We start from the raw sequence: 26,086 nt of genomic DNA, 5'->3' as shown, positions 1-26,086 counted from the left end.
GAAGCCAAATAACAACTAATATCAGCGAAGCTAATATCTACTAATATCGCCGAAGGCTAATATCCATTAATATCAGCGAAGCTAAATATCGCCGAAGGCTAATAACAATTAATATCGGCGAAGCCAAATAACAATTCAACTTATGTTCGCTAGGCATACCACCCTCAATCTCCAGTTTAAATTCCCCGCCGGAACTTCCCGTGGGGTTTTGTTGCATAAGCCGTCTTCGTTTCTGCTGTTGGAGAAAGATGGTTTTACAGGTATTGGCGAATGTTCCACCATTCCCAATCTGAGTATTGATCCTGTTGAAACCTATTCAGAAAAGTTGGAAGAAGTTTGTCGGCTGTTGAACGAAGGTGTTGATCCCGGTGCGTTAGATTTGACGTTGTACCCTTCCATTGCTTTCGGACTGGAAACGGCTTTGCTGGATTTAAAAGCCAGGGGTTCTAAATGTTTGTTTCCTTCTGCATTTACACAGGGAGAAACCGGTATTCCTATCAACGGTTTGGTGTGGATGGGCGACAAGAACTTTATGCAAAAGCAAATCCGCGAAAAGATTGCGGCAGGGTATCATTGCATAAAACTGAAAGTGGGAGCACTCGACTTTGAGACGGAACTGGAAATCATTTCCGGTATTCGTCAACAGTTTTCTCCCGAAGATATTGAGTTGCGATTGGATGCAAACGGTGGTTTTACACCCACGGATGCATTGGAAAAACTGGAGAAACTGGCGGCTTTTCACATTCATTCCATCGAACAACCCATCAAACAAAAGCAGTTTGAAGCTATGGCTACGCTTTGCCGGCAATCACCCATTCCCATTGTGTTGGACGAAGAATTGATTGGTGTAAAGCCGGCCGATAAAGAATTTATCTTAGAAAAAATAAAACCGGCCTATATTATCCTGAAGCCAAGTCTGGTTGGAGGATTCCGTCAATCGGAAGACTGGATCAGATTGGCTGAGAAGCACAATATTGCCTGGTGGATCACTTCGGCATTGGAGGCTAATATCGGGCTGAATGCCATTGCACAATGGACTTATACACTGAACTCGCACCTTCCGCAAGGTTTGGGAACCGGACAATTGTATCATAATAATATCCCTTCGCCTTTGGCAATCGAAAACGCTAAACTGTTTTATAAATCCGGGGCTGATTGGGATGTAAACCCGCTATTGTGATGAGAAACGAATCTATCCGTTTGGACGGAACATTGTACAACCGAAGCAATCTCGAGCAACTTCATTTCACCGACGAACCGGAAGATTCGTGGCGCAATGTTATTTATCATTTCCTGCAAAACTGGTTTGATGATTCCGATTTTATTCTGGCTCATACTTCAGGTTCTACGGGTAAACCCAAAAGCATACAACTTCCCAAACAAAGCATGCTGAATTCGGCCCGAATGACCAATCAATTCTTTGGGCTGGATGCTTCGTGTGTTGCCTTGCTTTGCCTCCCGGCTTCGTACATTGCGGGCAAAATGATGTTGGTACGCGCTATGGTGGGCTGTTTTAATCTGGTTGCGGTTGAGCCGTCGGCTAATCCGTTTGAAAACCTGCGTACTTTCGTTGATTTTACCGCCATCACGCCTTATCAGCTCTTTCATTCGGCTGAAAGTCTTCGAAAAGCATCGGTTCACAAAATCATTGTTGGCGGTAGTCCGGTGACGAGCAAGTTGGAACAGCTATCGAAAAACATCCCTTCCGAACTGTATGAAACCTATGGCATGACCGAAACCTGTTCGCACATTGCTTTGCGGCAGTTTAATGGAAATGATAAATCCGATTGTTTTACTATACTGGACGGAATCAGCATCCGACTAGATGAGCGGGGATGTCTGGTTATCAAAGCACCCCATTTGTTGACTGACGAGATTCAAACCAATGATGTGGTGGAGCTGATTGGCAGGGATTCTTTTCATTGGTTGGGGCGTGCCGATTCGGCCATTAATTCCGGTGGAATTAAAATTCATCCCGAACAAGTAGAGAAAAAACTGGAGGGGATCATTCCCTTTGGTTATTTTATTTCGTCTGTTCCCGACGAAGTGTTGGAGAATAAAGTCGTTTTAGTCATTGAGTCTGAAACATACAGCCCGGAGCAGGAGGAGCTATTAAAATCTCAACTGGAAAATCTCCTTGGTAAGTACGAACTCCCCAAACAAATCTTTTATATCCCCCGATTTGTCTATTCTTCCGGCAATAAAGTGCTGCGAAAAGAAACGCTGGATGAGTGTAAATGATTAACCGTTAATCATCATTTTCCGTTAGATAATTGAAAATCTATGCTAAATGATTTCTTTTCAAAAGCAGCCATATTGCCCATTCCTTGTGCTTGCATCTGAGAGCGTTCTTCGTCTTCTCTACCTTCTGTTTCACCATGCATTCCACCTTCCATTTCTCTATCACCACCCATTCCGCGACCGCCGCCTCTCATTCCTCTTCCTCCACCATGCATTCCACCAGCCATTCTGCTTGTCATTTTTTTCATCCCTTTTTGAGATAATTCATTGATGTTTACTTGAAGCTGAACAGGAGTAGCGCTGACTGTTTCCAGTTTAAAACCGTTTCCATATATTTCCCTGAGTGGAATGCGGATCTCATAAACGCCTGAATTACTTGCCTGTTTACTGTGAGCAAATGAAATACTTTTTTCATCTGTATTTTCTGAAACTATTTTTCCTTTAGTAAACAGGAAACCTTCCACGGTAGCAGTATCTTTCGACATAGATTCTGAATTTAGGATCGTTTTTTCAACCAATTTATCCTGATTTATTTGTGGAGGTGGCATCATGCCCATTTTCGGAGCTTGAAACATTATACTAAATCTCTCCGGTGTAGAAGTTCTTAGTTTAAGCTTTATGTTGAAACCTGCAGCACTGAGTTGCAACTGAGTATTTCTATCAGCAGGGCTAATAATTATATACAGATTTTCAGCATCATTCCTGAATTCATATTTTACATTCGACGATGCATTAAAGAAGCGGGGAATTGTTACCCAATCCGAGCCATCACCATCGATAACTATAGGTTGAGTTTGCCATTTTGAAAAACTCACTTGTGCAAATGCACCTGTTTGTATGCTTAGAATCCCAACTAGGATTAATTGAAATATTTTCTTCATTTTCTTCTGACAATAATGGTGTGATTGTTGCGAACAATAGATGCTTGATGATGTTTTCTTTAATGCTGAATGTTCCCGAAACAGGAGAAATATTGCTCTCAAAATTTATTTTTGGGGTTTTCGGAACCAAAAAACGTTTTTATGCGTAATTTTGTCACAAAAGTAGTTGACTTTCTGGAAGTAATTAACGGATATCCGGTATTTTACAATTATTTATCCTAAATGTGGCTGCATTCATTTTTTTATACAAAATCATTATCAAATGAGACAATTACCTCCACAATCAAATCCTTCCTTTGGTTTTGCCAATACTCCTTTTGGCGAATGTTGCATTGCATTTTCGGATGATGGAATCTGCGCCCTTACTTTTCCCGAAAGCAGAGAAGGTGCTTATGCCGATCTGGATAATCGATTTCCACAAACCGATTTCAAACAAAACGACGAGAGAGTTGCACGCTTTGTTCGTCAGATATTTGAAAAGGGAGAAAGTCCTCTTTTAAACCCCATTGGTACTGAATTTCAGCTATCTATTTGGCATGCTTTGCAGCGTATTCCCAAAGGAGAAACCAGAACCTATGCTCAGATTGCCGAAGCCATAGGACGACCTAAAGCTGTGAGAGCGGTAGGAACTGCCATTGGTGCAAATCCGATTGCTTTTCTGATTCCTTGTCATCGTGTTATCCGTACTGATGGCGGACTCGGAGGTTTTCGCTGGGGGTTGGAATGTAAGAGAGAGATGCTCAGTTGGGAAAGTAAATCATGATAAAGCCAGTTTTAAGAATCTTGAATTCAAAATTGAAATTTTTCCGAACTTTTTTGTAACAGTTTGGTTGTATAATTAAAAAATAATATTACTTTTGCTGCGTCTAAGAAAAAAGAGACAATCATTATGGTAAACCGATTTTTTACATATTTTTATTTTTACTTTTACTTTAATAGGTGAGAGCAGGATATTATTATGTAAAAACAATCTATAAATAAGAATACATGAAAATCCTGCTCAATAATGAGCAGGATTTTTTTATTATCAACAACGAACGATCAATTATGAAACGAGTAGCTATTCAAGGTGGACTGGGTGCGTATCATGGAATTGCAGCAGAAAACTTTTTTGCAGGCGAAGATGTGGACATAATTCCATGTGTCACTTTTCGGGATATTTTTTCAGCCATCAAAAAAGACTCAAATATTATTGGCATAATGGCTATTGAGAATACGATTGCCGGAAGTCTTCTACAGAACTATGAATTACTCAAGGAGCACAAACTACATATTGCAGGAGAGTATAAATTACGCATTTCTCATTGTTTTGCGGCTTTGCCAGGGCAGACTATTCATGAAATTAAAGAAGTTCAATCTCACCCTATTGCTTTAATGCAGTGCGGAAATTTTTTAGAAACTCTGCCCGGTGTCAAAGTGGTAGAGCACGAAGATACAGCATTGGCCGCCAGAGATATACAGAATAAAAATCTGATAGGGAATGCTGCCATCTGTAGTGAGCGCGCAGCTGAAATTTATGGATTGAACATTCTGGCAAAAGGTATTGAAACAAACAAACATAATTTTACGCGCTTTCTTATCTTTGGAAATGACTGGGCAGTAGAGGATATACAAAAAGATGAAGTCATAAATAAAGCTTCTATTGTATTCACCTTACCTCACGCCGAAGGTAGCTTGGCCAAAGTTTTGTCAGTATTCTCGTTTTATGGAATTAATCTTACAAAGATTCAGTCTTTGCCGATTATCGGTCGCGAATGGGAATACCAGTTTTATGTAGATTTTAAGTTTGATGACCTGGAGCGCTACAAACAATCTTTGGTAGCTATAAAGCCTTTGATAAACGAATTAAGAACATTAGGAGAATATCCCGAAGGTATTACACCGGAGGTTTAATTAATAAACTATCACTACAATGAAACCAATTATACCTGCTGAACGTTTAAGTTCAATAACTGAATACTATTTCTCAACCAAACTGAAGGAAATTGCCGAAATGAATGCTAAAGGCATGAATGTGATTAGTTTGGGAATTGGTAGTCCGGATTTACCACCATCTGCTGAAACAATTGAAGCTTTGTGCCAGTCAGCTACAGATGATAAAGCACACGGATATCAACCTTATGTGGGAATTCCCGAATTGCGTAATGCCTTTGCCGAGTGGTACAAAAAGTGGTTTTCGGTAGAATTAAATCCGGCAAATGAAGTCCAGCCGCTTATTGGCTCAAAAGAAGGTATTCTGCATATTTCATTGGCTTTCTTGAATCCCGGCGATGGTGTGTTGGTGCCTAATCCGGGCTATCCGACTTACTCTTCTGTAAGTAACCTGGTACAGGCAAAGGTGTTGACGTATGATTTGGATGAAGATAATAATTGGCAACCCGATTTTGAGGCTTTAGAAAAGATGGACTTGTCAAACGTAAAGCTTATGTGGGTCAATTATCCGAATATGCCTACGGGTGCAAGTGCCACGCCCGAATTATTTGAAAAGTTAGTTGCATTTGGTAAGAAGCATGGAATCGTTATTTGTAACGATAATCCCTACAGTTTTATTCTGAATGAAAACAGATTGAGTATTCTTCAGGTGCCGGGAGCCAAAGATATTTGTATTGAGTTGAATTCGATGAGCAAATCGCACAATATGCCCGGTTGGCGTATGGGAGTGCTGGCTTCAAACCCACAGTTTGTGCAGTGGGTATTGAAAGTGAAAAGCAATATTGACAGCGGGCAATTTAAACCTATGCAAGTGGCAGCCGTTGCGGCTTTGAATAACTCCGAAGAGTGGCACACAAAAATGAATATCGAACTTTACAGTAACCGTCGGCAGTTGGCCGAAGAAATTCTGAAAACGCTTGGGTGTACATTCGATAGCAAACAGGTGGGAATGTTTCTGTGGGGGAAAATACCAGCAAAGTATAAAGACAGTGGCGAGCTTGCCGATAAAGTGCTGTACGAATCGAAGGTGTTCATCACACCGGGATTCATTTTTGGAGATAAAGGAAACAGATATGTGCGTTTGTCACTTTGTGCTAATGATAAAATGCTGGGCGATGCACTCGAGCGTATTAAGCAGTTATCGATTGCCGGTCAACAATGAACAGATGACTTTGCGGATAATTAAAATTCAATCAGAAATATAATATAGAACAATAAAAATAATGGTTGTTGTGATCGATAGATGTTCACTGATAGCTATTTACTGAAAAATTATGGAATTAGAATCAATTTTATTACCAGGAGTAGATGCTAAGCGTCCGCTCGTTATAGCCGGACCATGTAGTGCCGAAACAGAAGAACAAGTAATGGAAACCGCCCGTGGATTATCTGCCCGCGGTATCAAAATCTTTCGTGCCGGTATATGGAAACCGCGTACGAAGCCGGGAGGTTTTGAAGGAATAGGAGCTGAGGGTCTGCCATGGCTTAAGCGTGTACAATCTGAACTTGGAATGTATACAGCTGTAGAAGTTGCCACTGCTAAGCATGTGCGCGAGTGTTTGGCTAACGATGTTGACATACTCTGGATCGGTGCACGAACATCGGCTAATCCTTTTGCTGTTCAGGAAATAGCAGATGCTTTGGAAGGTATAGATATTCCTGTATTGATTAAAAATCCCGTTAATCCTGATTTGGATTTGTGGATTGGAGCTATCGAACGTGTTTATAATGCAGGTATTCGTCGTATTGGGGCTATACATCGCGGATTTAGTACTTACGATAAGAAAATTTACCGCAATTTACCGCAATGGCATATTCCTATCGAATTACATCGTCGTTTGCCTAACTTGCCGATAGTTTGCGATCCAAGTCATATCGGTGGAAAGCGTGAGTTGATAGCGCCACTATGTCAGCAGGCTATGGATTTGAATTTTGATGGTTTGATCGTTGAATCACATTGTCATCCGGACAAAGCATGGAGCGATGCCGCACAGCAGGTTACGCCCGATGTCCTTGATTTTATACTGAACACTTTGGTGATTCGTGATATGAGTCAATCTACTGAAAGTTTGACAGCGTTGCGTCGCCAGATTGATGAATTGGACAATAGCTTGCTCGAATTGCTGGCTAGACGAATGAGAGTGTCTGACGAAATTGGGTTGTATAAAAAGGAGCATAATATGCCTATTTTGCAGGCACAACGGTACGATGAAATATTACAAAATCGTATTTCTCAGGCTGTCGAAATGGGTATGGATGGTGAGTTTATGAAAACTGTTTTAGTTGCAATTCACGAGGAATCGGTAAGACATCAACAGGAAATAATGAAGTAGGAGTGACATCCGTATTTTCACAATAAACGCCCAAAAACTCAACTGAGTTTATGGGCGTTTATTAGTTTATCTGCAATTATTTCTTTTCGTCCGATTGTGGTTTCGGGGCGTCGTTATTATTTTGATGACTTTTTGGAGAAAAATTTCTTCTTAATGAGTCTCTCTTTAAAAAGTTACCCTGAGGAGCTAAACTCCGATGAAATCTGTCTCTGCCTTCACCGATATGTCCATTACCGGCGTGCATTCTTCCCATCATTCTTCCTTTCATGACACCAATTCTTTCGGCACGCTTTAGCTCAAACTGATGAAACTTTTCTGGTCCCAGTATTTTAGCTAAGGCAGCATCATCTGTTTTACGCTCGGCTTCTTTTTTTGCTTTCATTTCTGCTCTTAGCTTTTTCAGATTTTCCATCTCTTCATGGCGTTTTGCGTCTTGCTTTTCAAAAAACACTTTAAGATCACTTGTCTGAGTTGAGTTTAACTCCAATTCCTTGGCCAGTCTCTCTGCTCGTTTCTCAGGAGTTGCCATTTCTCTTTTTTGTGTTTTTAGTTCAGTTCTCTCACCTCTCATGTTTTTAACTGGAGGGCGGTTTTGTGCCATAGTTGTAAATCCAACCATTAACATTGTAGTCATAACTACCATTGCATACTTTTTCATAACTGTAATGTTTTAATTAATTGTGAACTAGTACCTAATTCTTGTTTCTTTGACTGGACAGCTTTAATGCGGTTTAAATTCAGTGTGTGTTTTTCAGATTAATTAACTAATAATGAGGTATATACACAAAAAGAGGATGCTCAATTGTCTTGGGTATCCTCTTTTTTGTACAAGCCTTTAGTTGGCTGATTTATTTCACTAAATCAAGTTCCTGGAGCATTTTCTCTTCATTTTTCTGTAAAAGAGCATTTGCATACTTAGACTCCTCAAGCCATTTTGCCATTCTAGTGGCTCTTTCAGAATTAAACATGAATCTAACAACATGCTTAAATTCCTTTCTTTCTCCACGGAAGTTTAGATGAGGCATTCTGTTCTGAGCTACACCGGATAAACTTATTGTGAATAAAATAACTAAAACTAAAACACTAACCTTTTTCATACCTTAATCCTCCTATTTAATTATTGTTCATCATTCTCTGACGACGTTCTGCTTGTAGTTTTTGGTAAGTTTCAAATTTTTCTTTTCCAATAACTGCAATTAAATCTGCATTTTGAGCGTCACGGAGAGCTTGAAATTTTTCTCTGAAATCAGGACTGTCTCTAGATACTTCAGTTCTGAACTTCGTCATTTTTTCGTCGTTTTTTTCAAAAACTTCCTGAACCTTAGCTTTCTCAGCATCAGTCAAACTTAAGTCTTTTGCCATTGCTTCTGCTCTTTCTTTTGGTGGCTGTTGTCTCATGCCTCCGCCAAAGCCTCCTTGTGGACCTTGTGCCATAGCTGTCATACTAAAGAAGAATACGGAAGCTAACGCTAATTTTAAATACTTTTTCATGTTACTTTTTTTTAAGTGATATTATACGTTTTATTTTTTGAAATACACTCATTTGACTGTCGGAATTCTTATAGGTTTAATTCTCCAATTCTAATTTGTGTTTATTAACAAAAATAGCTTTTTAAAAAAGTAATATGAATGATGCATTAAGGGTGATTGATTCACTGTCTATTATGAGTTAGTGTTATATTATTTTTCCAATAAAACCTTTGTGATAGCTTCCTTAAATGATTCTTTGGGTAGAGCACCCTGAGCCATCTGTGGAGCGCCTTTCATAGGACAAAATAATATCGTAGGTATGCTTCTTATGCCGAAAGCTGCTGCTAGTTCTTGTTCTTCCTCTGTGTTTATTTTGTAAATATAAATCTGGCCATCATACTCCTTTGCCAAATCTTCAAGAATTGGGGCGATAGTTTTGCAGGGTCCGCACCACGATGCATAAAAGTCTATTATGCACGGCTTGTCACCCAGATACTTCCACTCGGTTGGATTTTTTTCGTAGTTGACCACTTTAGATAAAAATTCTGCTTTGGTTAGATGAATTGTTCCCATTTTTTTTGTTTCTTTTGATTGATTCGTTTGTTCTGTTTTCTTTTCTTTGTTTGTTTGTGCGCAAGACGAGAGTATAACCATAGACATTAGGCTTGCATAAATAATTTTCCTCATATTTTTTTCTTTTAGATTTGTGGACTTTTGATATCTGAAAATGCTTTTGTTCGATTTCAGTTTTATTTTGTTTTAGGCTCTTTTTTTCTAAACATGTCAAATAATAAATAGCCCATTAGTGCTCCATAGATCACGCTTATGTACGGATTTGAGGTTATCGGACATGTACCACTGGCACAACCCACAAAGTGATAGTATAGAAAACCTCCGGCTCCTCCTGCAAGTAAACCTATGATTTTGAGCAAGTGCTTTTTTAGTAAGTGTTTCATGTGTTTTTGTTGTTGGTTTTACTTAAGGCAGTTGCAAGTTTGAATACAATCAATAATCTGCACAATTTGTTTGTTTTTAAGCGAATAATAACAGTTCTTACCATCTCTCCTGCAATTTAAAATTCCTTTGGCCCGCATGTCGGTAAGGTGGTGGGATAGCAATGATTGTTCGCAGCTTAATAACTCCACCATCTGGCTGACGGTTAATTCCTCGCTTTCCGACAATAATGAGATAACGCATAAACGTGTGCCCTGAGAAATTGCTTTAAGCATGTAGGCAGCCTGATCCATGTGTTCTGTATTTAAATTCATATTCTGTTGTATAATTTCATGCAAATATATGAACATGTATTCATATATTAGAAATAAATTTAGAATTATTAGCATAAAAATGATTCAAAATGAAAATGAAGAAAAAAAGCTGTAGTTTCCAACAGATTTTTACGGGAAATTTTAAAGAAAAAAGTATCTTTGTGTGCTAAAAAATAAAACGATGAGTCATTCGATAACAAAGATATGCGAGGATTTTATTCAGGAGTTGGATCAAGCCATTGGTGTCCAAAGTGCAGACAGTATTTTTGTGCTGACAGATGACAATACTCGTAAATTTTGTTTGCCTTTAGTGCTGGATTCTACTAAGTTGAAAGATTGTCATATAATAACGATACCTAGTGGTGATGAAAATAAAAATATCGACTCAGCTGTAGCTGTTTGGAAGTTCCTAAGCGAAAACGGGGCTACTCGAAAATCGCTGATTATAAATTTGGGTGGAGGTGTAATTTCCGATATAGGTGGATTTGTAGCATCGACTTTTAAGCGCGGAATGCGCTATATCAATGTTTCAACAACCTTGCTGGGAGCCGTTGATGCAGCAACAGGTGGAAAAACCGGAATTAATTTTCAGGGATTGAAAAATGAAATTGGCGTGTTTGCTCCGGCCGAAACTGTTTTGATTAATATTGATTTTTTCAGGACATTGGACGATGCTAATCTGCGTTCGGGCTATGCCGAAATGGTGAAGCATGCTTTGATAGATACACGTGCCGAATGGGATAATGTATTGAAATATGATTTAGATAAAATTGATTTCAGCGAATTAAAGGTCTTGCTGGATAGAAGCATACGGATAAAAGAACGTGTGGTAGAGCAAGATCCTTACGAGGCTAATATCCGAAAAGCATTAAATCTGGGTCATACATTTGGTCATGCTTTTGAGAGTTGGTCGTATAAGGTGCAAAGACCCGCTTTACACGGGTATGCCATCATGTGGGGCTTGCTTTGCGAACTCTATTTATCTTTTATCAAGCTGAATTTTCCCAAAGAGGATTTGCTTCGACTGAAGTATTTGATGAAAGAGTATTATGGAACTTTTGAATTCAGTTGCAATGACTACGAATCGCTTTTTGAACTGATGACGCACGACAAAAAGAACGATTCGAAAGAGATTAATTTTACACTGCTGGCTGATATTGGTGAAATTCGAATCAATCAGACAGCCACAAAGGACGAAATATTTGAGTGTTTTGATTTTTTTAGAGAGGGATAAACTCTGATTAGAATTACAATAAATAGATATGGGTAAAACTTTGATCATTGGAGCTAGTAGCGATACCGGGCGATATTCATACCTTGCTGCTCAGGAACTACTGGCTTACGGACATGAAATTGAGTTAATAGGCAGGAAACCGGATGTGATTTTTGGTAAAAAGATAGAAACTCAGAAAAAGGATTTTGAAGATATTGATACCGTAACCTTGTATATTTCTGACAAATTTCAGCCGGAGTATTACAAGTATGTAGTTTCTTTGAATCCGAGACGAGTTATTTTTAATCCCGGAACAGAAAATCCTGAATTCGAAGAATTACTGATTCAGAATGATATACATGTAGAAGAAGCTTGTACATTGGTGATGCTTAAAACAGGGCAATACTAAAAACCGGCGAATAGAATAAAACAAAAGCTTGTTTGCTGAGTCTACCTCAATGGTAGGACGAGGCTTCAGAAACTAATAATTTGATGAAAATAGCATTAATTGGATATGGAAAGATGGGTAAAACCATCGAGCGAATTGCATTGGAACGTGGGCACGAGATAGTGTCGGTCATAGATATTGATAATTTGGATGATTTTGAATCGGATGCATTTAAAAGTGCCGATGTTGCCATTGAATTCACAGTGCCAAAAGTGGCTTTAAGCAATTATCGCAGAGCTTTTGCAGCAGGTGTTGCGGTGGTGTCGGGCACTACAGGTTGGACGGACGAATTGCCTGCACTTAAAAAAGAAATTGACGAAACAGGGAAGACTTTGTTTTGGTCTTCAAACTTTAGCTTAGGGGTGAATATTTTTATGGCGGTGAATAAATATCTTGCAGCTATAATGAATCAGTTCCCGAATTATAATGTAGAAATGACTGAAGTACATCACACTCAAAAGCTTGATGCGCCTAGTGGAACTGCTATTACACTGGCCGATGGTATTTTAGAGAATCTGAACAGAAAAACCGGTTGGGTAAAAGAAACGGAAACCAAACCGGAAGAAATGGCTATTAAATCAATTCGTGAAGGACAGGTTCCGGGCATTCATACAATTCGCTATGAGTCGGAGGTTGATTCAATAGAGATAACCCACGATGCTAAGAGCAGAGAAGGATTTGCGTTAGGGGCTGTAGTTGCCGCTGAATTTACAGCCGGCAAAAAAGGATTACTTGGTATGGGTGACATGCTGAAATTTTAATCTATAAATTTAAAATCTCAAAGAAAATGAGTGCAGACAAACAAACATCGCGTTTTCAACAACCGCTGAAACAATGGATTAAATGCAGCGTTTGGAGCTTAATTTACATTTTATTCATTGTTTGGGTTGGTAACTTTTGGTGGCTTATCTTGTTGCCGCTTATCTTTGATGCCTTCATTAGCCATTACGTTCCCTGGACATGGTGGAAAAAAACAAAGAATAAGGCTTTGCTGGGTATCATGGGTTGGGTAGATGCTATCGTGTTTGCACTGGTTGCAGTCTATTTTATCAACACATATTTGTTCCAAAATTATCAAATACCAAGTTCTTCGTTGGAAAAGAGCTTGTTGGTTGGCGATTTTTTGTTTGTGAGCAAGGCTAGTTACGGACCACGTGTTCCTAATACTCCGCTTTCGTTTCCATTGGTTCAGCATACTTTCCCATTATTGAATTGTAAATCTTTTATTGAAAAACCACAATGGGAATATCACAGACTGAAAGGCTTTGATAGCGTTAAACGTGATGATATCGTGGTGTTTAATTTCCCGGCTGGAGATACAGTAACTTTGAAGGTAACCAATCCTGATTATTACACGTCTTGTTATGGTTATGGTCGTGATATGGTAAATTCAAGAAAAGATATTTTTGGAGATATTGTTTATCGTCCGGTTGATCGTCGTGAGAACTTTGTGAAACGTTGCGTTGCTATTGCGGGTGATTGGCTCCAGATAAAAGACAATCAGATTTATGTAAACGGACAGAAACAAGCGAAAATACCGGGTATTCAGTTTAATTATTATGTTCAGACGGATGGAACCCGACTTACAGCTGATTTGTTTGATAAATTAAATATAAGTGTTGATGACCGTAGCCTGTTGACTGATCCTCAACCAAATCAGCAATTAGCAGAGCAGGCTCAATATCAAATTGTAGATTCAGGATTTGATCCTAAGTTCCCGATTTATCGTTTACCTTTGAATGAGGAGACCTACGATAAACTAAAAAAGATTACCGGTGTAACTAAAATAAAAATTGAGCAGTCAAAAGTGTTTGATGTGTTCCCGTTGGGAGGGCATAAAACCTGGACGCGCGATAATTACGGACCAATTTGGATGCCGAAAAAGGGAGCTACACTTGCTTTGAATTCATACAATTTCCCAATTTACGAACGAGCTATCCGGGTGTATGAAAATAATAAACTGGAAGTGAAAGATGGCGTGTATTATTTGAACGGGAAACCAACAAAAACCTACACGTTTAAAATGGATTATTATTGGATGATGGGAGATAATCGCCATAATTCGGCAGATTCACGTTACTGGGGCTTTGTGCCTGAGGATCATATTGTAGGTCGTCCGGTGATGGTATGGTTATCTTTGGATAAAGATAAGGGTTGGTTTAGCGGAAAAATCCGTTGGAATAGATTCTTTAAAAATGCTGAACGATAATACGACCCCTGAATCTTCTCAAGGGGACTTAAGAGTTTGTTTGTCTTCGGCATACCTGGCTCCGGTGGAGTATTATGCAGCTCTTGCTAAGGCAGAAATGGTTTATTTGGAATGTTGCGATTATTATATAAAACAAACATACAGAAATCGTTGCCATATAGCTGCGGCAAACGGATTGATGGCTTTAAGTATTCCGGTTGAAAAAACGGATAAGGCAAAAGCTACAATACGTGATATCCGAATTTCGGAGCATGCTGATTGGCAGATGAATCATTGGAAGTCCATAGAATCTGCCTACAGATCGACTCCTTTCTTTGAATACTACAAAGATGATTTACTCCCTTTTTATGAGAAAAGGTGGACTTTTTTGTGGGACTTGAATCTGGAACTACAGACTAAACTGCTTGAATTGCTTGATATAAATCCGGTGATTCGGTTTACGGACGAGTATCAACCGGATTTGGTAGGCATTCAGGATTTACGGGACAGTATTCACCCGAAAAAAGCAAATCTGATAGAAAATCATAATCCGTATTATCAGGTTTTTGAGAAAAAAAATGGTTTTTTGCCTAATCTGAGCATTATAGATTTGCTTTTCAATATGGGTAATGAGTCAATACTTACGTTGATAAAATAAAGAACAATATAACAAACTACATCGATATGGAACAGATAGATTGGGGTAATATAGGATTCGGTTATATGAAAACCGATTTTAATATCCGTTGTACGTACAGTGCGGGCAAATGGGGAGAGTTGGAAGTTCACGAAAGCGAATACCTGAGTTTGCATATGGCTGCTACCAGCCTACATTATGGTCAGGAGTCTTTCGAAGGTTTAAAAGCTTTTCGTGGCAAGGATGGTAAAATTCGCATTTTCAGGATGAAGGATAATGCATTGCGTATGCAGGATTCCAGCGAAGGGACTATGATGGCTAAAGTTCCGGTAGAAGTGTTTGAAGAGGCTGTGTTGAAAGCTGTAAAGCTCAATGAACGTTTCGTGCCGCCTTATGAGTCAGGAGCATCATTGTATATTCGTCCGGTACTCTTTGGAAGCGGAGCTCAGGTAGGTGTAAAGCCTGCAACAGAATATATGTTTATTGTATTTGTTACTCCTGTGGGGCCTTATTTTAAAGGTGGTTTTCAGACAACGCCGTTTGTAATTATGCGTGAATATGATCGTTCTGCGCCGTTGGGAATGGGTAAGTATAAAGTAGGCGGAAATTATGCTGCCAGCTTAGTCGCCGGACAGCGAGCACATGATATGGGTTATTCTAATATTTTCTATCTGGATGCGCGGGAAAAGAAATATATAGATGAATGTGGTGCAGCCAATTTTTTTGGAATAAAGAACAATACTTATATAACTCCTAAGTCTACCTCTATTTTGCCTTCGATAACCAACAAAAGTTTGATGGTGTTGGCGGATGATTTGGGTTTAAAGGTGGAGCAGAGAGCTATTCCGGTAGAAGAACTTTCAACTTTTGAAGAAGCAGGTGCTTGTGGTACAGCTGCAGTGATTAGCCCGATAGAGCGAATTGATGATTTCGATGAAAAGAAATCGTATGTTTTCTCGCATGATGGTAAACCGGGTCCAATAAGCGAAAAGTTGTATCATAAACTTCGTGGAATTCAGTATGGAGATGAACCTGATACGCACGGTTGGGTAACTGTAGTGGAATAAACTGCCAGCATTCTTTTAAAGGAGCTTATTTTCGAATAAATTTATATTCAGCAAAAGCCTTCGAGTCTCCCCTTCGGGGGAGTGAGGCGCAACTCTTCTTATGATATTAAAATCTTCCGTATTTCCTATTGGTCAGGTAAATAAGCCTCACGGTGTGAATGGAGAAATGTCTTTTTCGTTTACATCCGATATTTTTGACAGGGAGGCTGTTCCTTATTTTGTGTTCGAAATTCAGGGAATTCTTGTACCTTTTTTTCTGGAAGAATATCGCTTCAAAGGAAGTACCACGGGTCTGTTGAAGTTAGAGGGTGTGACTACTGAAGAGCAAGCGCGAGGCTTTTATGGGTTGACGATTTATCTGCCAAAGAAGTTTTTAGAGAAGGTTGAAACAGCCGAAATAGAGCTTGATTACTTTGCGGGATTTAGTTTGGTGGATGCTGAGAAGGGCTTGCTTGGCGTTATCTCGGAGGTTGATCAAACTACAGAGAATGTGCTTTTTGTAATCCCTACAAAGGATGATGAACTACTGATACCAGCAGGTGAAGAGTATATTGAAGATATTGATCACGAAAAGAAAATAATCTACGTGAGATTGCCGGAAGGTTTACTGGACTTATGATTTTACCTGAATGAGACGTTTTACTCTGCTAATGGCTTGTAAAACTCTCTGTAGGTATTTTCGTTTGAGAAATAATTCAGTCTGTCAAGCATTCCTGCCGAAGTTTTGTATCCGTAAGCAAGAATAGCATTTACCCCTGTCTCTTTGCATATTCTTTCAAATTCATGATAGAGCTTTATTCCTACTATATTGTTCTGAAATTCTTTTCTTACAGCGCAAAGCCAAATCATTATAGCGCCACTCACCATTTTTTCTCCACTGATAAAGCCTCTTATTAGTCCGTCACTTTCGTAGACGAGAGTCAGACACCGTTCATTGGTGATCAATTGCTCTATCCATGATCTTTCATACGGAATCTTATCATCGTACTTGAATGGTTCCATGTCCAGTATATTGTGGATAGTATCAATATCCGTCGTTTCCGCTTTCCTTATGGCGGGTTGGTGAGTAGTTTTGGGATTCATGATAAATTTTATTTCTTTTCCATCGAATATACGATATCCTTTACCCATGCTGCCCATTGGGACTGGCTTTTTGTTTTGTCGAATGTTTGCCACGGAATAGGTTTGCCAATTCTAACGGTGAAGCATTTGCCTTGTTGCTTGTACAGTTCATCGACCAGATACATCATTTCGATGTTGACTTTGATTCTGAAGAATTTCCGTAAGTTGGCCAGGTTGTAGAAGAAATTGGAATTCCGGCCTTCAAAGTAAATCGGCACTACATCACGTTTGTATTCAATTGACTTAGAGATGAAATTTTTCTTCCATTCCAGGTCTATAATCTTGCCATTCACTTTACGTGAGCACATTCCTGCAGGGTAAGTCAGTAGGTTGTTGTCCGATTCGTAAAGCTCTTGCATTAGGGCTGCGTGGTTTTTGCTTTGCGAGCCTACCTTGTTGACGGGGACAAACATTTCGCGCATTGGTTCAAGGTTTAAAAGTATGTCATTCGAAAAAAAACGAATTTTTCCATCGTACTCTTTCCCAAGTATATATCCGGTGGTTATGCCGTCGAGTCCACCAAGCGGATGATTTCCGGCAAAGATATATTTACCGCCCTTAGGAAGATTTTCTTTTCCTTCGACTTTAAACGAAATATTCAGATATTCGAAAGCGGCTTCGATAAATTCCAGGTTTCTTAATCCGGGGTAATTGATAAAGAATTCATTCAGTTCCTTTTCATGAACTATCCGTCGCAAATAATTGATTATAAATCTGGGTACTTTTGTATTTGGGGCTTTTTCTTTTACGACTTTATCTATATCAATTTTTATAAGTGCTTCTTTGCTCATATTGTTTTAAATTTTCGAATAACTGCAAATGTACAAAAAATGGTTTGTTTCAGAAATTCTGCAAATTGATATTGTTGATTTAAAGTGGAGTTGAAAAAATGAGTCTTATTTGACTATTTCTCCCCACTTTTTTATATAGAAAAGTAATATTTGTTCTTTTGTTGATAATTTTCTTTTTATTAGATAGTTATCTGATTTATGGATGAGTGGTTTGGCTGTTGACAAGCTGTTGATAACTTGTTTAAATCAGGTTAATCACGGGATAAAACATGTTGATAATTTTTTCGTGGGGAATTGTGGGGGATATGAAATTAATTCTTTACTTTTACCGTTGAAAAAGTGAACTCGATTAATTATGTCAACATTTATAGGTAAATACGAAGCAAAAGCCGATGTAAAGGGGAGAATATTCATTCCTTCCGCTTATCGAAAATTGTTGCCTAATGGCGAGAGAGAGCGTGTTGTGATGAGAAAGGATGCTGAAAATGATTGCATGATTCTTTTTCCGGAGCATGTTTGGACCGAAAAGGTAGAAGATTTTAAGTCGAAACTGGATGAATGGAATCCTGTTGATCAGCTTTTGCTAATGCAATTCGTGTCTGATGCAGAATGGTTGGATATCGATTCGCAGGGAAGGGTTTTAATATCGAAGAAAAATTTACAGGCGATTGGTGTTGAAAATGCCGAAGTGTTGTTTGTAGGTATGATAGATCGTTTTGCTATTTGGAGCAAAACACGTTATGAGCAAGCGAAGCTATCCTCTGCAGATTTTGCAGCTTTGCTGAAAGAGCGCATGATGAAACCTCTTGAGAAATAGAAGTTCCATTTTTGAATAGGCTTTCAGTCTGGATTTAAGAATCTACTAAGAACCGGTGAAATGAAAATAAAAAAGAAAAATATTGATGCAGTAAGTACTTCGGGAGCGGAGGAGATAGCATATCACATACCCGCCTTGCTGGATGAAACTATTACTGGTTTGAATATTAAGCCGAATGGCGTTTATGTTGACGTTACATTTGGGGGTGGTGGACACTCACGCGAGATTTTGAAACATCTGGGAGCTGATGGTAAACTGCTTGGTTTTGATCAGGATGAGGATGCAATAAAAAATACAATAGATGATCCACGTTTTATATTTGTGCGAAGCAATTTCAGGTATATGAAGAATTTTCTGAAATATCATGGAATTGATAAAGTTGATGGAATTTTGGCCGATTTGGGTGTGTCGTCTCACCATTTTGATGAAGCTGAACGAGGTTTCTCTTTTCGGTTTGATGGTGCGCTTGATATGCGGATGAATACGAAATCATCATTTACTGCTGCGGCATTATTAAATACTTACACAGAAGAACAACTGGCCGATGTGTTTTATTTGTACGGAGAGTTGCATAATTCCCGTAAAATAGCCAGAACTATTGTTGCTGCACGAAACAGTGCGCCGTTTGACCGGATTTTTCCATTTATAGAGGTTTTAAAGCCATTCTTTGGTAGAGAAAAAGAAAAGAAAGATATGGCAAGGGTATTTCAGGCTTTGCGCATAGAGGTGAATAAAGAAATGGATGTGCTTAAAGCCTTGCTGGATCAAAGTATAGAAGTTTTAAATCCGCAAGGGCGATTGGCCGTGTTGACTTATCATTCGCTGGAAGACAGATTGGTGAAAAACTTCATTCGTAGTGGAAATTTTGAAGGAAAGCTGGAGAAGGACTTCTACGGAAATATATTGGCACCGTTGAAAGCTGTAAATACGAAAGTAATAGTGGCTGACGAGGCTGAAGTAGCGAGAAACCCGCGTGCAAGAAGTGCGAAATTGAGAGTAGCAGAATTGATAAATTCATAACGTGAATTGGAATTTATGTCGTGGTTTAAGAAAATAGTAGATGCCGTACGCGGAAGTGAAGATTTTTCTGATATAAAATCGAGCACAGTTCGTGATATTCTGAACGGTAATATTCTGACAAAGAAGTTTTTTCAGAAGCAATACGGCTTGATAATCATGATAGCAGTTCTGCTCTTTTTGTATGTGGATAATCGATATCAGTGTGAGAATCAGCAAGCCAGAGAGATAGAGTTGAAAAAAAAGATACAGGATGTGAAGTACGAATCGCTTACGATTTCTGCCGAATTAATGGAGATTAGCAGGCAATCGAATGTGATGAAGAAAGTGAATGAGAGTGGGTTGCCGCTTGTTGAATCGACCACTCCTCCCATTGTAATTGAGGACAGTATACCTACAAAATAAATGACCGATAAACGTAAAAATATTGTACTACGTTTTGGCATAGTTTACATTATTATATGCCTTTCGTTTTTTCTTGTTTTATACAGAATTATTGTTATTCAATTTGTAGAACGGGATAAATGGATGGCTTTGGCCGCAAAGAACGTAAAATCAAACATAGTTGTGAAACCAAACAGGGGTAACATTTATGCTTGCGATGGTCGTTTGATGGCCAGCTCTATCCCCACATATTATGTCTATATGGATTTACGGGTTCCTGCATTACACGAAAAGAACGGCATACTTTTTAAAAGTAATATCGATTCTTTGTCAATGTATTTGTCGAGCTTTTTCAGAGACAGAAGCCCATATCAATATAAAGCAGAACTGACGAGAGCATACAGGCAGGGGGATGGCGAATTTAAGCTGTTTCCTAACCGGATATCATACGAGCAACTAAAACTGCTCAAAACTTTGCCGCTTTTCCGCTTGGGGAGAAATAAAAGTGGATTGATAACGAAAGAGCTTTTCAGGCGGGTAAGGCCATTTGGCTCGCTTGCTTCGAGAACCATCGGAGATATTTATGCCGATGAGTCCAAAGGAGGTAAGAATGGTATTGAAATGAGTTTCAATGTTAATCTGCGGGGCACACCGGGTGTTTCGATTCGCCAGAAAGTTGCAAATAAGTACATGGAGACTGTGCAGGTTGAGCCAGTAGATGGGATGGATATAACAACCACTATCGATATTGATTTACAGGATATAGCCGAAAGCGCGTTGCTCGATGGAGTTAAGAAGTTTGATGCAGCAGTGGGTTATGCTATCTTGATGGAAGTGAAGACCGGCGAAGTAAAAGCTATTGTCAATATGCAACGGAATAAAGATGGTTCGTATACTGAAAATAGAAATGGAGCTGTTTCGGACATGGTTGAGCCCGGCTCTACATTTAAAGTAGCTTCGCTGATGGCAGCTTTGGATGATGGAAAAGTGAGAATCACAGACACGGTTGATACATATAATGGTCAATTTAAGTTTGGCGACAGAACTATGACAGATCACAATGCAAATCATGGAGGATATCATAGAATAACTTTGGCACAAGCGATTTACGGCTCATCCAATATCGGAATTTCAAGGGCAATTGTAAAAGCCTATGGGCATAACCCTGCGGCGTTTGTCAATAAGCTCTACGAAATGAAATTGAATGAAAAAATGAATATCGAGATACCGGGTGCTGCTGCTCCGTTTATTCGTCATCCTAACGATAAGTCACACGAATGGTCGAGCACTACATTGCCTTGGATGTCTGTAGGTTACGAAACTCAGATTCCGCCAATTTATACGTTGGCATTTTATAATGCCATAGCAAATGATGGAAAGTTGATTCGTCCGTTTTTTGTGAAATCGGTAAGCAAAAATGGACAGATAATAAAGGAATTTACGACTGAAGTGATTAATCCTTCTATTTGCAAACCCACCACACTAAGAGATATCAGGTATACACTTTTGGGGGTTGTGGAAGATAAATTGGGTACAGCTCAATGCGTTCATTCTGAATATGTAAGAATAGCAGGGAAATCAGGAACTGCACAAATATCGCAGGGTAAAGGTGGTTACAAAGCCGGTGGAACAAAACATCAGGTTGCATTCTGCGGATATTTCCCTTATGAAAATCCGACGTATTCTTGTATTGTGGTTATGCGTGAACCGGGTATTGGCTACGCTTCGGGTGGAACCATGACAGGTTCTGTTTTTAAGAATATTGCAGAGCGTGTTATAGCTCTTAATTCGAATAGAAAACCGTCGCATGTGGATACGGATTCAATCGTAGAAAATGACTTTATGCCCAAAACTAAAGTTGGTTACTATAAGGCAATACAAACAGTGATGAACGCGCTTAAGTTACCATTGGATAATCATTCAAAGGACTGGGTTAAGCCGATAGCCACAGAGAAACAGACTCGTGTAGAACCCATAGCTGTGACCAAAAATGCAGTGCCGAATCTGATAGGGATGGGGCTGAAAGATGCTGTTTATGTTCTGGAAAATTTAGGATTGAATGTTCAGGTTCAGGGTCGTGGAAAGGTTTTTTCTCAAAATATCAAACCCGGTACAGTGGCAAGAAAAGGAAGTTTGATTTTAATCAACCTGCAATAAATTAATTTGCTATAAATCAATAAAGAAAACAAACATGATGCTGGACGATATATTGCAAAATGTAATTTTGCTGAAAACTATAGGAAATATTGATATTAATGTTTCGGGAATTCAATTTGATTCGCGAAAAGTGGAAGCGGAAAATGTTTTTGTTGCCACGCGGGGAACTGCATCGGATGGTCATCAGTACATTGCCACTGCCATTGAGAACGGAGCGGTAGCGATTGTTTGTGAAGAATTGCCTTCAGAGATAAATCCAAATATAACCTATGTAAAAGTGGAGGACAGTTCCGATGCGTTAGGAAAAATGGCTTCAGCGTGGTACGATTTCCCATCAACAAAAATGACTTTGGTGGGTGTGACCGGTACAAACGGGAAAACCACTATTGCTACCCTATTGTATCAGCTGTTTCGTGAACTGGGACATAAATCAGGTTTATTATCCACCGTTTGCAATTATGTAAACGACTTGGCTGTAGAAGCAACTCACACCACACCGGATGCATTGGCTTTGAATGCTTTGCTTGCTCAGATGGTTGATGCCGGATGTGAATATGCATTTATGGAGGTCAGTTCGCATTCAATAGACCAACACCGTATTTCGGGTTTGGAATTTGATGGTGCTATTTTTACGAACATTACCCGTGATCATATTGACTATCACCTTACTTTCGAGAATTATCTGAAAGCTAAAAAGCAATTTTTCGATAATTTGTCGACTGATGCATTTGCTCTGACTAACGCAGATGACAAGAACGGTTTGGTAATGCTTCAGAACTCGAAAGCGAAGAAATATACTTATTCGTTGCGCGGAATGGCCGATTTTAAAACCCGTATTTTGGAACATGGTTTTGAAGGCATGTTGCTGGATATGAATGATAAAGAAGTGAATGTGTCATTTATCGGAAAATTTAATGCCAGTAATCTGTCGGCTGTGTTTGGTGCTGCTGTGTTGCTCGGACAAGATGAACTGGAGGTGTTGCGCATAATCAGTTCATTGCATTCGGTATCAGGCCGATTCGAAACCTTACATTCTCCTGCAGGCTACACAGCTATTGTGGATTATGCTCATACTCCCGATGCGTTGGTGAACGTCATCGGCACTATAAATCAAATTCTTCAAGGCAATGGTAGATTGATAACCGTTGTGGGATGTGGAGGAAATCGTGATAAAGGAAAACGTCCGATGATGGCTCGCGAGGCAGTAAATGGTAGTTGGAAGGCGATATTAACCTCTGACAATCCTCGTTTTGAAGAACCTCAGGAAATATTAAATGATATGTTGGCCGGACTCGATGTGGTTGAAAAAGCGAAAAGCCTGACTATTGTTGATAGGAGAGAGGCAATCAAAACGGCATGTGCGCTGGCTCAGGCCGGCGATGTAGTACTGGTTGCAGGCAAAGGACACGAAGATTATCAAATAATACAAGGTGTAAAACACCATTTCGACGACAGAGAAGAAGTTCGAAAATGCTTTTAATCAAATTATAAATCATAATTAATATACACGATTATGTTATATCATCTATTTCAATTCTTAGAAAGTATATACGTTTTTCCCGGAGCTCACTTGTTTAATTATATCTCGTTCAGAACGGGTTTAGCGTTTATTCTGGCTCTTTTGCTATCGACTATGCTTGGTCGCCGTATTATTGATTATTTGCAAAAGAAACAAATAGGGGAAACTATTCGCGATTTAGGACTGGAAGGTCAAATGAGCAAAAAAGGTACTCCAACAATGGGAGGCGTTATCATCATTATTGCTATTCTGGTGCCTACGCTTTTGTTGGCTAGTTTGACTAATACCTATGTAATTCTTATGCTGATTACAACGGTTTGGCTGGGTCTGATAGGTTTTTTGGATGATTATATCAAGGTGTTTTTGAAAAACAAGGAAGGCCTTAGCGGACGGTTCAAAATTGTCGGTCAGGTTGGTTTAGGATTGATAGTGGGGATGACAATGTATTTGAGTTCTGATGTGGTAATTCGTGAAAATATAGAGGTTAAAGGAAAAACTCAGCGCGTGGAGAATGTGATTTATTCAAAACACGACACTAAATCGACTAAAACCACCATTCCATTTGTCAAGAATAATAACCTGAATTATGCTGATGCTTTTAGATGGGCTGGGGTTAATGCTCAACGATACGGTTGGATTTTATTCGTTCTAGTGGCAATTTTTATTGTTACGGCAATTTCGAATGGTGCCAATCTTACAGACGGTTTGGATGGATTGGCAACAGGATCTTCCGCCATTATAGGGGTTATTCTCGGTATATTGGCCTATGTCTCGGGTAATGTGAACTACGCCGGATATCTCAATATCATGTACTTGCCCGGAACCGGTGAGATGTTGATTTTTGCCGGAGCATTTATCGGTGCTACCATTGGTTTTCTTTGGTACAACGCGTATCCGGCTCAGGTATTTATGGGTGATACCGGAAGTTTGACTCTGGGCGGAATTATAGCGGTATTTGCTATTGCTATTCGTAAAGAGTTGTTGATTCCTATTTTGTGTGGAGTTTTCATCATAGAAAATCTGTCAGTGGTGTTGCAGGTAGGTTATTTCAAATATACAAAACGCCGGTTTGGAGAAGGACGACGCATGTTCAAAATGGCTCCGCTTCATCACCATTATCAGAAGCCCGGAAATGCGGGCATAGTATCTTTATTCCAACGTCCGATAAACGCAATGCCGGAATCGAGGATTGTAATCCGTTTTTGGATTGTGGGAATTATTTTGGCAGCAATAACGATTATTACATTGAAGATCAGATAGTCTTATGAAAAGAATTGTAGTTTTAGGTGGAGGTGAGAGTGGTGCCGGTGCAGCCGTTTTGGCCAAAAAGCAAGGGTTCGATGTTTTTCTTTCCGATTTATCGGCAATAAAACCTGAATATAAATCCTTGTTGGATCAGTACGAGATACAATGGGAAGAAAAGCAGCACACCGAAAACCTGATACTTAATGCAGATGAAGTAATTAAGAGCCCGGGCATTCCGGAAAAAGCTCCGCTGGTGAAGAAACTTCACGAACTTGGCACTTCTGTTATTTCCGAGATTGAATTTGCAGGCCGTTATACAAAAGCTAAAATGATATGTATCACCGGAAGTAATGGTAAAACCACTACGACCATGCTGGTGTATCATATTCTCAAAAATGCGGGATTAAAAGTGGGTTTGGCCGGAAATGTAGGACAAAGTCTGGCATTACAGGTCGCAACAGATACTTTTGATTATTATGTAGTTGAGTTGAGTAGCTTTCAGTTGGATGGAATGACGGAATTTAAAGCTGATATAGCTATCTTGCTGAATATTACGCCGGATCATTTGGATAGATATGAATATAATTTTCAGAACTATGTAGATTCCAAGTTTCGTATCACCCAAAATCAGACAGAAGAAGATTCATTTATTTTCTGGGAAAACGATCCGGTTATCAAAGCCGAATTGGCAAAGCGTAAAATTCAGTCTACCATGTATCCGTTTTCCATTGAAAGATCCGAAAGAACAAAAGCATTTATCGAACAAGATGAATTGATAATAAAAACATTAAAAACTCTATTTACTATGCCTACAACAGATTTAGCTTTGCAAGGTATGCATAATACCTACAATTCCATGGCTGCGGGTCTCGCAGCATCGATTGTGAATGTTCGTAAAGAGAGTATCAGACAGTCGTTACAGGATTTCCAAGGAGTTGAACACCGGTTGGAATATGTAGCAACCGTAAAGAATATACGTTTTGTAAACGATTCAAAGGCAACCAATGTAAACTCCTGCTGGTATGCGCTTCAGAGTATGAAAACGCCTGTGGTGCTTATTTTGGGAGGGACGGATAAAGGAAATGATTATTCGGAAATAGAAGAATTGGTAAAGGCTAATGTAAAGGCTTTGATTTTTATGGGGCTGGATAATTCGCCGCTGCATAAATTCTTTGACGGAAAAATAGAACGTATTGTTGATGTTCAATCGATGGAAGATGCAGTAAAAGAAGCATACGGATTAGCTGAGAGCGGTGATACGGTTCTTCTTTCTCCATGTTGTGCGAGCTTTGATTTGTTCAAGAACTACGAAGATAGAGGACAACAATTTAAAAGTTGTGTGAGAAATCTCTGATA

At 39.3% G+C, this 26,086-nt stretch carries 29 protein-coding genes; 20 read left to right on the top strand and 9 right to left on the bottom strand.

Features of this window, described 5'->3' with window-relative positions:
* Positions 1-142: 142 nt before the first annotated feature.
* Both PALPR_RS07645 and PALPR_RS07640 read left to right on the top strand, forming a co-directional pair.
* Positions 143-1,180: an o-succinylbenzoate synthase gene (locus tag PALPR_RS07645; RefSeq protein WP_013445045.1), complete on the top strand. Its 1,038-nt coding sequence runs from the start codon at positions 143-145 to the stop codon at positions 1,178-1,180.
* Complete coding sequence (locus tag PALPR_RS07640; protein WP_013445044.1) at positions 1,180-2,241, top strand: AMP-binding protein; 1,062 nt, start codon at positions 1,180-1,182, stop codon at positions 2,239-2,241. Before PALPR_RS07645 ends, PALPR_RS07640 begins: the two co-directional genes overlap by 1 nt.
* A 14-nt stretch (positions 2,242-2,255) precedes the next feature.
* Here PALPR_RS07640 and PALPR_RS07635 read toward each other — a convergent pair whose 3' ends face one another.
* The gene (locus PALPR_RS07635) at positions 2,256-3,122 is read right to left on the bottom strand and encodes a hypothetical protein (protein ID WP_013445043.1); all 867 of its coding nucleotides are present in this window, start codon (positions 3,120-3,122) and stop codon (positions 2,256-2,258) included.
* A gap of 262 nt (positions 3,123-3,384) precedes the next feature.
* Here PALPR_RS07635 and PALPR_RS07630 point away from each other — a divergent pair, with 262 nt between their 5' ends.
* From PALPR_RS07630 to PALPR_RS07615, 4 genes are all read left to right on the top strand, one after another.
* Positions 3,385-3,885: a methylated-DNA--[protein]-cysteine S-methyltransferase gene (locus PALPR_RS07630; RefSeq protein WP_013445042.1), complete on the top strand. Its 501-nt coding sequence runs from the start codon at positions 3,385-3,387 to the stop codon at positions 3,883-3,885.
* 284 nt (positions 3,886-4,169) lie between these two features.
* A complete protein-coding gene (locus tag PALPR_RS07625) occupies positions 4,170-5,015 on the top strand; it encodes a prephenate dehydratase (protein WP_041620799.1) in 846 nt (281 codons plus the stop codon).
* Positions 5,016-5,034: 19 nt separating this feature from the next.
* Positions 5,035-6,216, top strand: a complete 1,182-nt coding sequence (locus tag PALPR_RS07620; protein WP_013445039.1) for a pyridoxal phosphate-dependent aminotransferase — start codon at positions 5,035-5,037, stop codon at positions 6,214-6,216.
* Positions 6,217-6,328: 112 nt separating this feature from the next.
* Positions 6,329-7,387: a bifunctional 3-deoxy-7-phosphoheptulonate synthase/chorismate mutase type II gene (locus PALPR_RS07615; protein WP_013445038.1), complete on the top strand. Its 1,059-nt coding sequence runs from the start codon at positions 6,329-6,331 to the stop codon at positions 7,385-7,387.
* A gap of 76 nt (positions 7,388-7,463) precedes the next feature.
* On the opposite strand, the gene PALPR_RS07610 is transcribed toward PALPR_RS07615, so the two are convergent.
* The 6 genes from PALPR_RS07610 to PALPR_RS07585 all read right to left on the bottom strand — a co-directional run bounded on the left by PALPR_RS07610 (position 7,464) and on the right by PALPR_RS07585 (position 10,125).
* A complete protein-coding gene (locus tag PALPR_RS07610) occupies positions 7,464-8,045 on the bottom strand; it encodes a cell envelope integrity protein TolA (RefSeq protein ID WP_013445037.1) in 582 nt (193 codons plus the stop codon).
* A 190-nt stretch (positions 8,046-8,235) separates the two neighbouring features.
* Positions 8,236-8,484 carry a hypothetical protein gene (locus PALPR_RS07605; RefSeq protein ID WP_013445036.1) on the bottom strand — a complete coding sequence of 83 codons (249 nt, stop codon included), beginning with the start codon at positions 8,482-8,484 and terminating at the stop codon, positions 8,236-8,238.
* Positions 8,485-8,500: 16 nt separating this feature from the next.
* On the bottom strand, positions 8,501-8,878 hold the full coding sequence (locus tag PALPR_RS07600) for a hypothetical protein (protein WP_013445035.1): 378 nt from the start codon (positions 8,876-8,878) through the stop codon (positions 8,501-8,503).
* A 189-nt stretch (positions 8,879-9,067) separates the two neighbouring features.
* Positions 9,068-9,544: a thioredoxin gene (trxA, locus tag PALPR_RS07595; RefSeq protein ID WP_013445034.1), complete on the bottom strand. Its 477-nt coding sequence runs from the start codon at positions 9,542-9,544 to the stop codon at positions 9,068-9,070.
* 62 nt (positions 9,545-9,606) lie between these two features.
* Complete coding sequence (locus PALPR_RS07590) at positions 9,607-9,813, bottom strand: DUF6132 family protein (protein ID WP_041620330.1); 207 nt, start codon at positions 9,811-9,813, stop codon at positions 9,607-9,609.
* 18 nt (positions 9,814-9,831) lie between these two features.
* Positions 9,832-10,125: an ArsR/SmtB family transcription factor gene (locus PALPR_RS07585; protein ID WP_148226444.1), complete on the bottom strand. Its 294-nt coding sequence runs from the start codon at positions 10,123-10,125 to the stop codon at positions 9,832-9,834.
* Between the two features lie 181 nt (positions 10,126-10,306).
* Between PALPR_RS07585 and aroB the strand changes: the two genes are divergently transcribed.
* The 7 genes from aroB to rimM all read left to right on the top strand — a co-directional run bounded on the left by aroB (position 10,307) and on the right by rimM (position 16,297).
* Entirely contained in the window at positions 10,307-11,359 is a 1,053-nt protein-coding gene (gene aroB, locus PALPR_RS07580; protein ID WP_013445031.1) for a 3-dehydroquinate synthase, read from the top strand.
* 28 nt (positions 11,360-11,387) lie between these two features.
* Positions 11,388-11,747, top strand: coding sequence for a CoA-binding protein (locus PALPR_RS07575; RefSeq protein ID WP_013445030.1), 360 nt, complete (start codon positions 11,388-11,390; stop codon positions 11,745-11,747).
* Between the two features lie 83 nt (positions 11,748-11,830).
* Positions 11,831-12,547 (top strand): 4-hydroxy-tetrahydrodipicolinate reductase, encoded by a 717-nt coding sequence (gene dapB / locus PALPR_RS07570; protein WP_013445029.1) that lies wholly within the window; start codon positions 11,831-11,833, stop codon positions 12,545-12,547.
* 26 nt (positions 12,548-12,573) lie between these two features.
* A complete protein-coding gene (gene lepB, locus PALPR_RS07565) occupies positions 12,574-13,995 on the top strand; it encodes a signal peptidase I (protein ID WP_013445028.1) in 1,422 nt (473 codons plus the stop codon).
* Positions 13,982-14,632 (top strand): WbqC family protein, encoded by a 651-nt coding sequence (locus PALPR_RS07560; RefSeq protein ID WP_013445027.1) that lies wholly within the window; start codon positions 13,982-13,984, stop codon positions 14,630-14,632. The genes lepB and PALPR_RS07560 overlap by 14 nt, the downstream gene beginning before the upstream one ends.
* A 26-nt stretch (positions 14,633-14,658) precedes the next feature.
* On the top strand, positions 14,659-15,678 hold the full coding sequence (locus tag PALPR_RS07555; RefSeq protein ID WP_013445026.1) for a branched-chain amino acid aminotransferase: 1,020 nt from the start codon (positions 14,659-14,661) through the stop codon (positions 15,676-15,678).
* A 100-nt stretch (positions 15,679-15,778) separates the two neighbouring features.
* Positions 15,779-16,297 (top strand): ribosome maturation factor RimM, encoded by a 519-nt coding sequence (rimM, locus tag PALPR_RS07550; RefSeq protein ID WP_013445025.1) that lies wholly within the window; start codon positions 15,779-15,781, stop codon positions 16,295-16,297.
* A 20-nt stretch (positions 16,298-16,317) separates the two neighbouring features.
* On the opposite strand, the gene PALPR_RS07545 is transcribed toward rimM, so the two are convergent.
* Positions 16,318-16,761: a GNAT family N-acetyltransferase gene (locus PALPR_RS07545; protein WP_041620329.1), complete on the bottom strand. Its 444-nt coding sequence runs from the start codon at positions 16,759-16,761 to the stop codon at positions 16,318-16,320.
* An 8-nt stretch (positions 16,762-16,769) separates the two neighbouring features.
* On the bottom strand, positions 16,770-17,591 hold the full coding sequence (locus tag PALPR_RS07540) for a lyso-glycine lipid O-acyltransferase GlsA (RefSeq protein WP_013445023.1): 822 nt from the start codon (positions 17,589-17,591) through the stop codon (positions 16,770-16,772).
* Positions 17,592-17,946: 355 nt separating this feature from the next.
* Between PALPR_RS07540 and PALPR_RS07535 the strand changes: the two genes are divergently transcribed.
* Genes PALPR_RS07535 through murD form a run of 7 tightly spaced genes read left to right on the top strand, consistent with a single transcriptional unit; the run spans position 17,947 to position 26,084 of the window.
* Positions 17,947-18,408 carry a division/cell wall cluster transcriptional repressor MraZ gene (locus tag PALPR_RS07535; RefSeq protein WP_013445022.1) on the top strand — a complete coding sequence of 154 codons (462 nt, stop codon included), beginning with the start codon at positions 17,947-17,949 and terminating at the stop codon, positions 18,406-18,408.
* Between the two features lie 60 nt (positions 18,409-18,468).
* Complete coding sequence (rsmH, locus tag PALPR_RS07530) at positions 18,469-19,428, top strand: 16S rRNA (cytosine(1402)-N(4))-methyltransferase RsmH (protein WP_013445021.1); 960 nt, start codon at positions 18,469-18,471, stop codon at positions 19,426-19,428.
* Positions 19,429-19,443: 15 nt separating this feature from the next.
* The gene (locus PALPR_RS07525; protein WP_013445020.1) at positions 19,444-19,830 is read left to right on the top strand and encodes an FtsL-like putative cell division protein; all 387 of its coding nucleotides are present in this window, start codon (positions 19,444-19,446) and stop codon (positions 19,828-19,830) included.
* Positions 19,831-21,966, top strand: coding sequence for a penicillin-binding protein (locus tag PALPR_RS07520; RefSeq protein ID WP_013445019.1), 2,136 nt, complete (start codon positions 19,831-19,833; stop codon positions 21,964-21,966).
* A 34-nt stretch (positions 21,967-22,000) separates the two neighbouring features.
* Positions 22,001-23,446: a UDP-N-acetylmuramoyl-L-alanyl-D-glutamate--2,6-diaminopimelate ligase gene (locus tag PALPR_RS07515; RefSeq protein ID WP_013445018.1), complete on the top strand. Its 1,446-nt coding sequence runs from the start codon at positions 22,001-22,003 to the stop codon at positions 23,444-23,446.
* Positions 23,447-23,479: 33 nt separating this feature from the next.
* A complete protein-coding gene (gene mraY, locus PALPR_RS07510) occupies positions 23,480-24,745 on the top strand; it encodes a phospho-N-acetylmuramoyl-pentapeptide-transferase (protein WP_013445017.1) in 1,266 nt (421 codons plus the stop codon).
* 4 nt (positions 24,746-24,749) lie between these two features.
* Positions 24,750-26,084: a UDP-N-acetylmuramoyl-L-alanine--D-glutamate ligase gene (gene murD / locus PALPR_RS07505; protein WP_013445016.1), complete on the top strand. Its 1,335-nt coding sequence runs from the start codon at positions 24,750-24,752 to the stop codon at positions 26,082-26,084.
* The last annotated feature ends 2 nt before the right edge of the window (positions 26,085-26,086 follow it).

The organism is Paludibacter propionicigenes WB4 (assembly GCF_000183135.1).
GTDB lineage: Bacteria > Bacteroidota > Bacteroidia > Bacteroidales > Paludibacteraceae > Paludibacter > Paludibacter propionicigenes.
This window is presented reverse-complemented; position numbering and strand designations above follow the sequence as displayed.

Coding starts and splice junctions, on each gene's coding strand:
- mraY (WP_013445017.1), top strand. CDS start 23,480: ATGTTATATCATCTATTTCAATTCTTAGAAAGTATATACGTTTTTCCC.
- rsmH (WP_013445021.1), top strand. CDS start 18,469: ATGAAAATAAAAAAGAAAAATATTGATGCAGTAAGTACTTCGGGAGCG.
- PALPR_RS07590 (WP_041620330.1), bottom strand. CDS start 9,813: ATGAAACACTTACTAAAAAAGCACTTGCTCAAAATCATAGGTTTACTT.
- PALPR_RS07555 (WP_013445026.1), top strand. CDS start 14,659: ATGGAACAGATAGATTGGGGTAATATAGGATTCGGTTATATGAAAACC.
- murD (WP_013445016.1), top strand. CDS start 24,750: ATGAAAAGAATTGTAGTTTTAGGTGGAGGTGAGAGTGGTGCCGGTGCA.
- PALPR_RS07625 (WP_041620799.1), top strand. CDS start 4,170: ATGAAACGAGTAGCTATTCAAGGTGGACTGGGTGCGTATCATGGAATT.
- PALPR_RS07605 (WP_013445036.1), bottom strand. CDS start 8,484: ATGAAAAAGGTTAGTGTTTTAGTTTTAGTTATTTTATTCACAATAAGT.
- PALPR_RS07525 (WP_013445020.1), top strand. CDS start 19,444: ATGTCGTGGTTTAAGAAAATAGTAGATGCCGTACGCGGAAGTGAAGAT.
- PALPR_RS07640 (WP_013445044.1), top strand. CDS start 1,180: ATGAGAAACGAATCTATCCGTTTGGACGGAACATTGTACAACCGAAGC.
- PALPR_RS07535 (WP_013445022.1), top strand. CDS start 17,947: ATGTCAACATTTATAGGTAAATACGAAGCAAAAGCCGATGTAAAGGGG.
- lepB (WP_013445028.1), top strand. CDS start 12,574: ATGAGTGCAGACAAACAAACATCGCGTTTTCAACAACCGCTGAAACAA.
- PALPR_RS07520 (WP_013445019.1), top strand. CDS start 19,831: ATGACCGATAAACGTAAAAATATTGTACTACGTTTTGGCATAGTTTAC.
- aroB (WP_013445031.1), top strand. CDS start 10,307: ATGAGTCATTCGATAACAAAGATATGCGAGGATTTTATTCAGGAGTTG.
- PALPR_RS07545 (WP_041620329.1), bottom strand. CDS start 16,761: ATGAATCCCAAAACTACTCACCAACCCGCCATAAGGAAAGCGGAAACG.
- PALPR_RS07515 (WP_013445018.1), top strand. CDS start 22,001: ATGATGCTGGACGATATATTGCAAAATGTAATTTTGCTGAAAACTATA.
- PALPR_RS07620 (WP_013445039.1), top strand. CDS start 5,035: ATGAAACCAATTATACCTGCTGAACGTTTAAGTTCAATAACTGAATAC.
- PALPR_RS07615 (WP_013445038.1), top strand. CDS start 6,329: ATGGAATTAGAATCAATTTTATTACCAGGAGTAGATGCTAAGCGTCCG.
- PALPR_RS07635 (WP_013445043.1), bottom strand. CDS start 3,122: ATGAAGAAAATATTTCAATTAATCCTAGTTGGGATTCTAAGCATACAA.
- PALPR_RS07600 (WP_013445035.1), bottom strand. CDS start 8,878: ATGAAAAAGTATTTAAAATTAGCGTTAGCTTCCGTATTCTTCTTTAGT.
- rimM (WP_013445025.1), top strand. CDS start 15,779: ATGATATTAAAATCTTCCGTATTTCCTATTGGTCAGGTAAATAAGCCT.
- PALPR_RS07560 (WP_013445027.1), top strand. CDS start 13,982: ATGCTGAACGATAATACGACCCCTGAATCTTCTCAAGGGGACTTAAGA.
- PALPR_RS07585 (WP_148226444.1), bottom strand. CDS start 10,125: ATGAATTTAAATACAGAACACATGGATCAGGCTGCCTACATGCTTAAA.
- PALPR_RS07610 (WP_013445037.1), bottom strand. CDS start 8,045: ATGAAAAAGTATGCAATGGTAGTTATGACTACAATGTTAATGGTTGGA.
- dapB (WP_013445029.1), top strand. CDS start 11,831: ATGAAAATAGCATTAATTGGATATGGAAAGATGGGTAAAACCATCGAG.
- trxA (WP_013445034.1), bottom strand. CDS start 9,544: ATGAGGAAAATTATTTATGCAAGCCTAATGTCTATGGTTATACTCTCG.
- PALPR_RS07645 (WP_013445045.1), top strand. CDS start 143: ATGTTCGCTAGGCATACCACCCTCAATCTCCAGTTTAAATTCCCCGCC.
- PALPR_RS07630 (WP_013445042.1), top strand. CDS start 3,385: ATGAGACAATTACCTCCACAATCAAATCCTTCCTTTGGTTTTGCCAAT.
- PALPR_RS07540 (WP_013445023.1), bottom strand. CDS start 17,591: ATGAGCAAAGAAGCACTTATAAAAATTGATATAGATAAAGTCGTAAAA.
- PALPR_RS07575 (WP_013445030.1), top strand. CDS start 11,388: ATGGGTAAAACTTTGATCATTGGAGCTAGTAGCGATACCGGGCGATAT.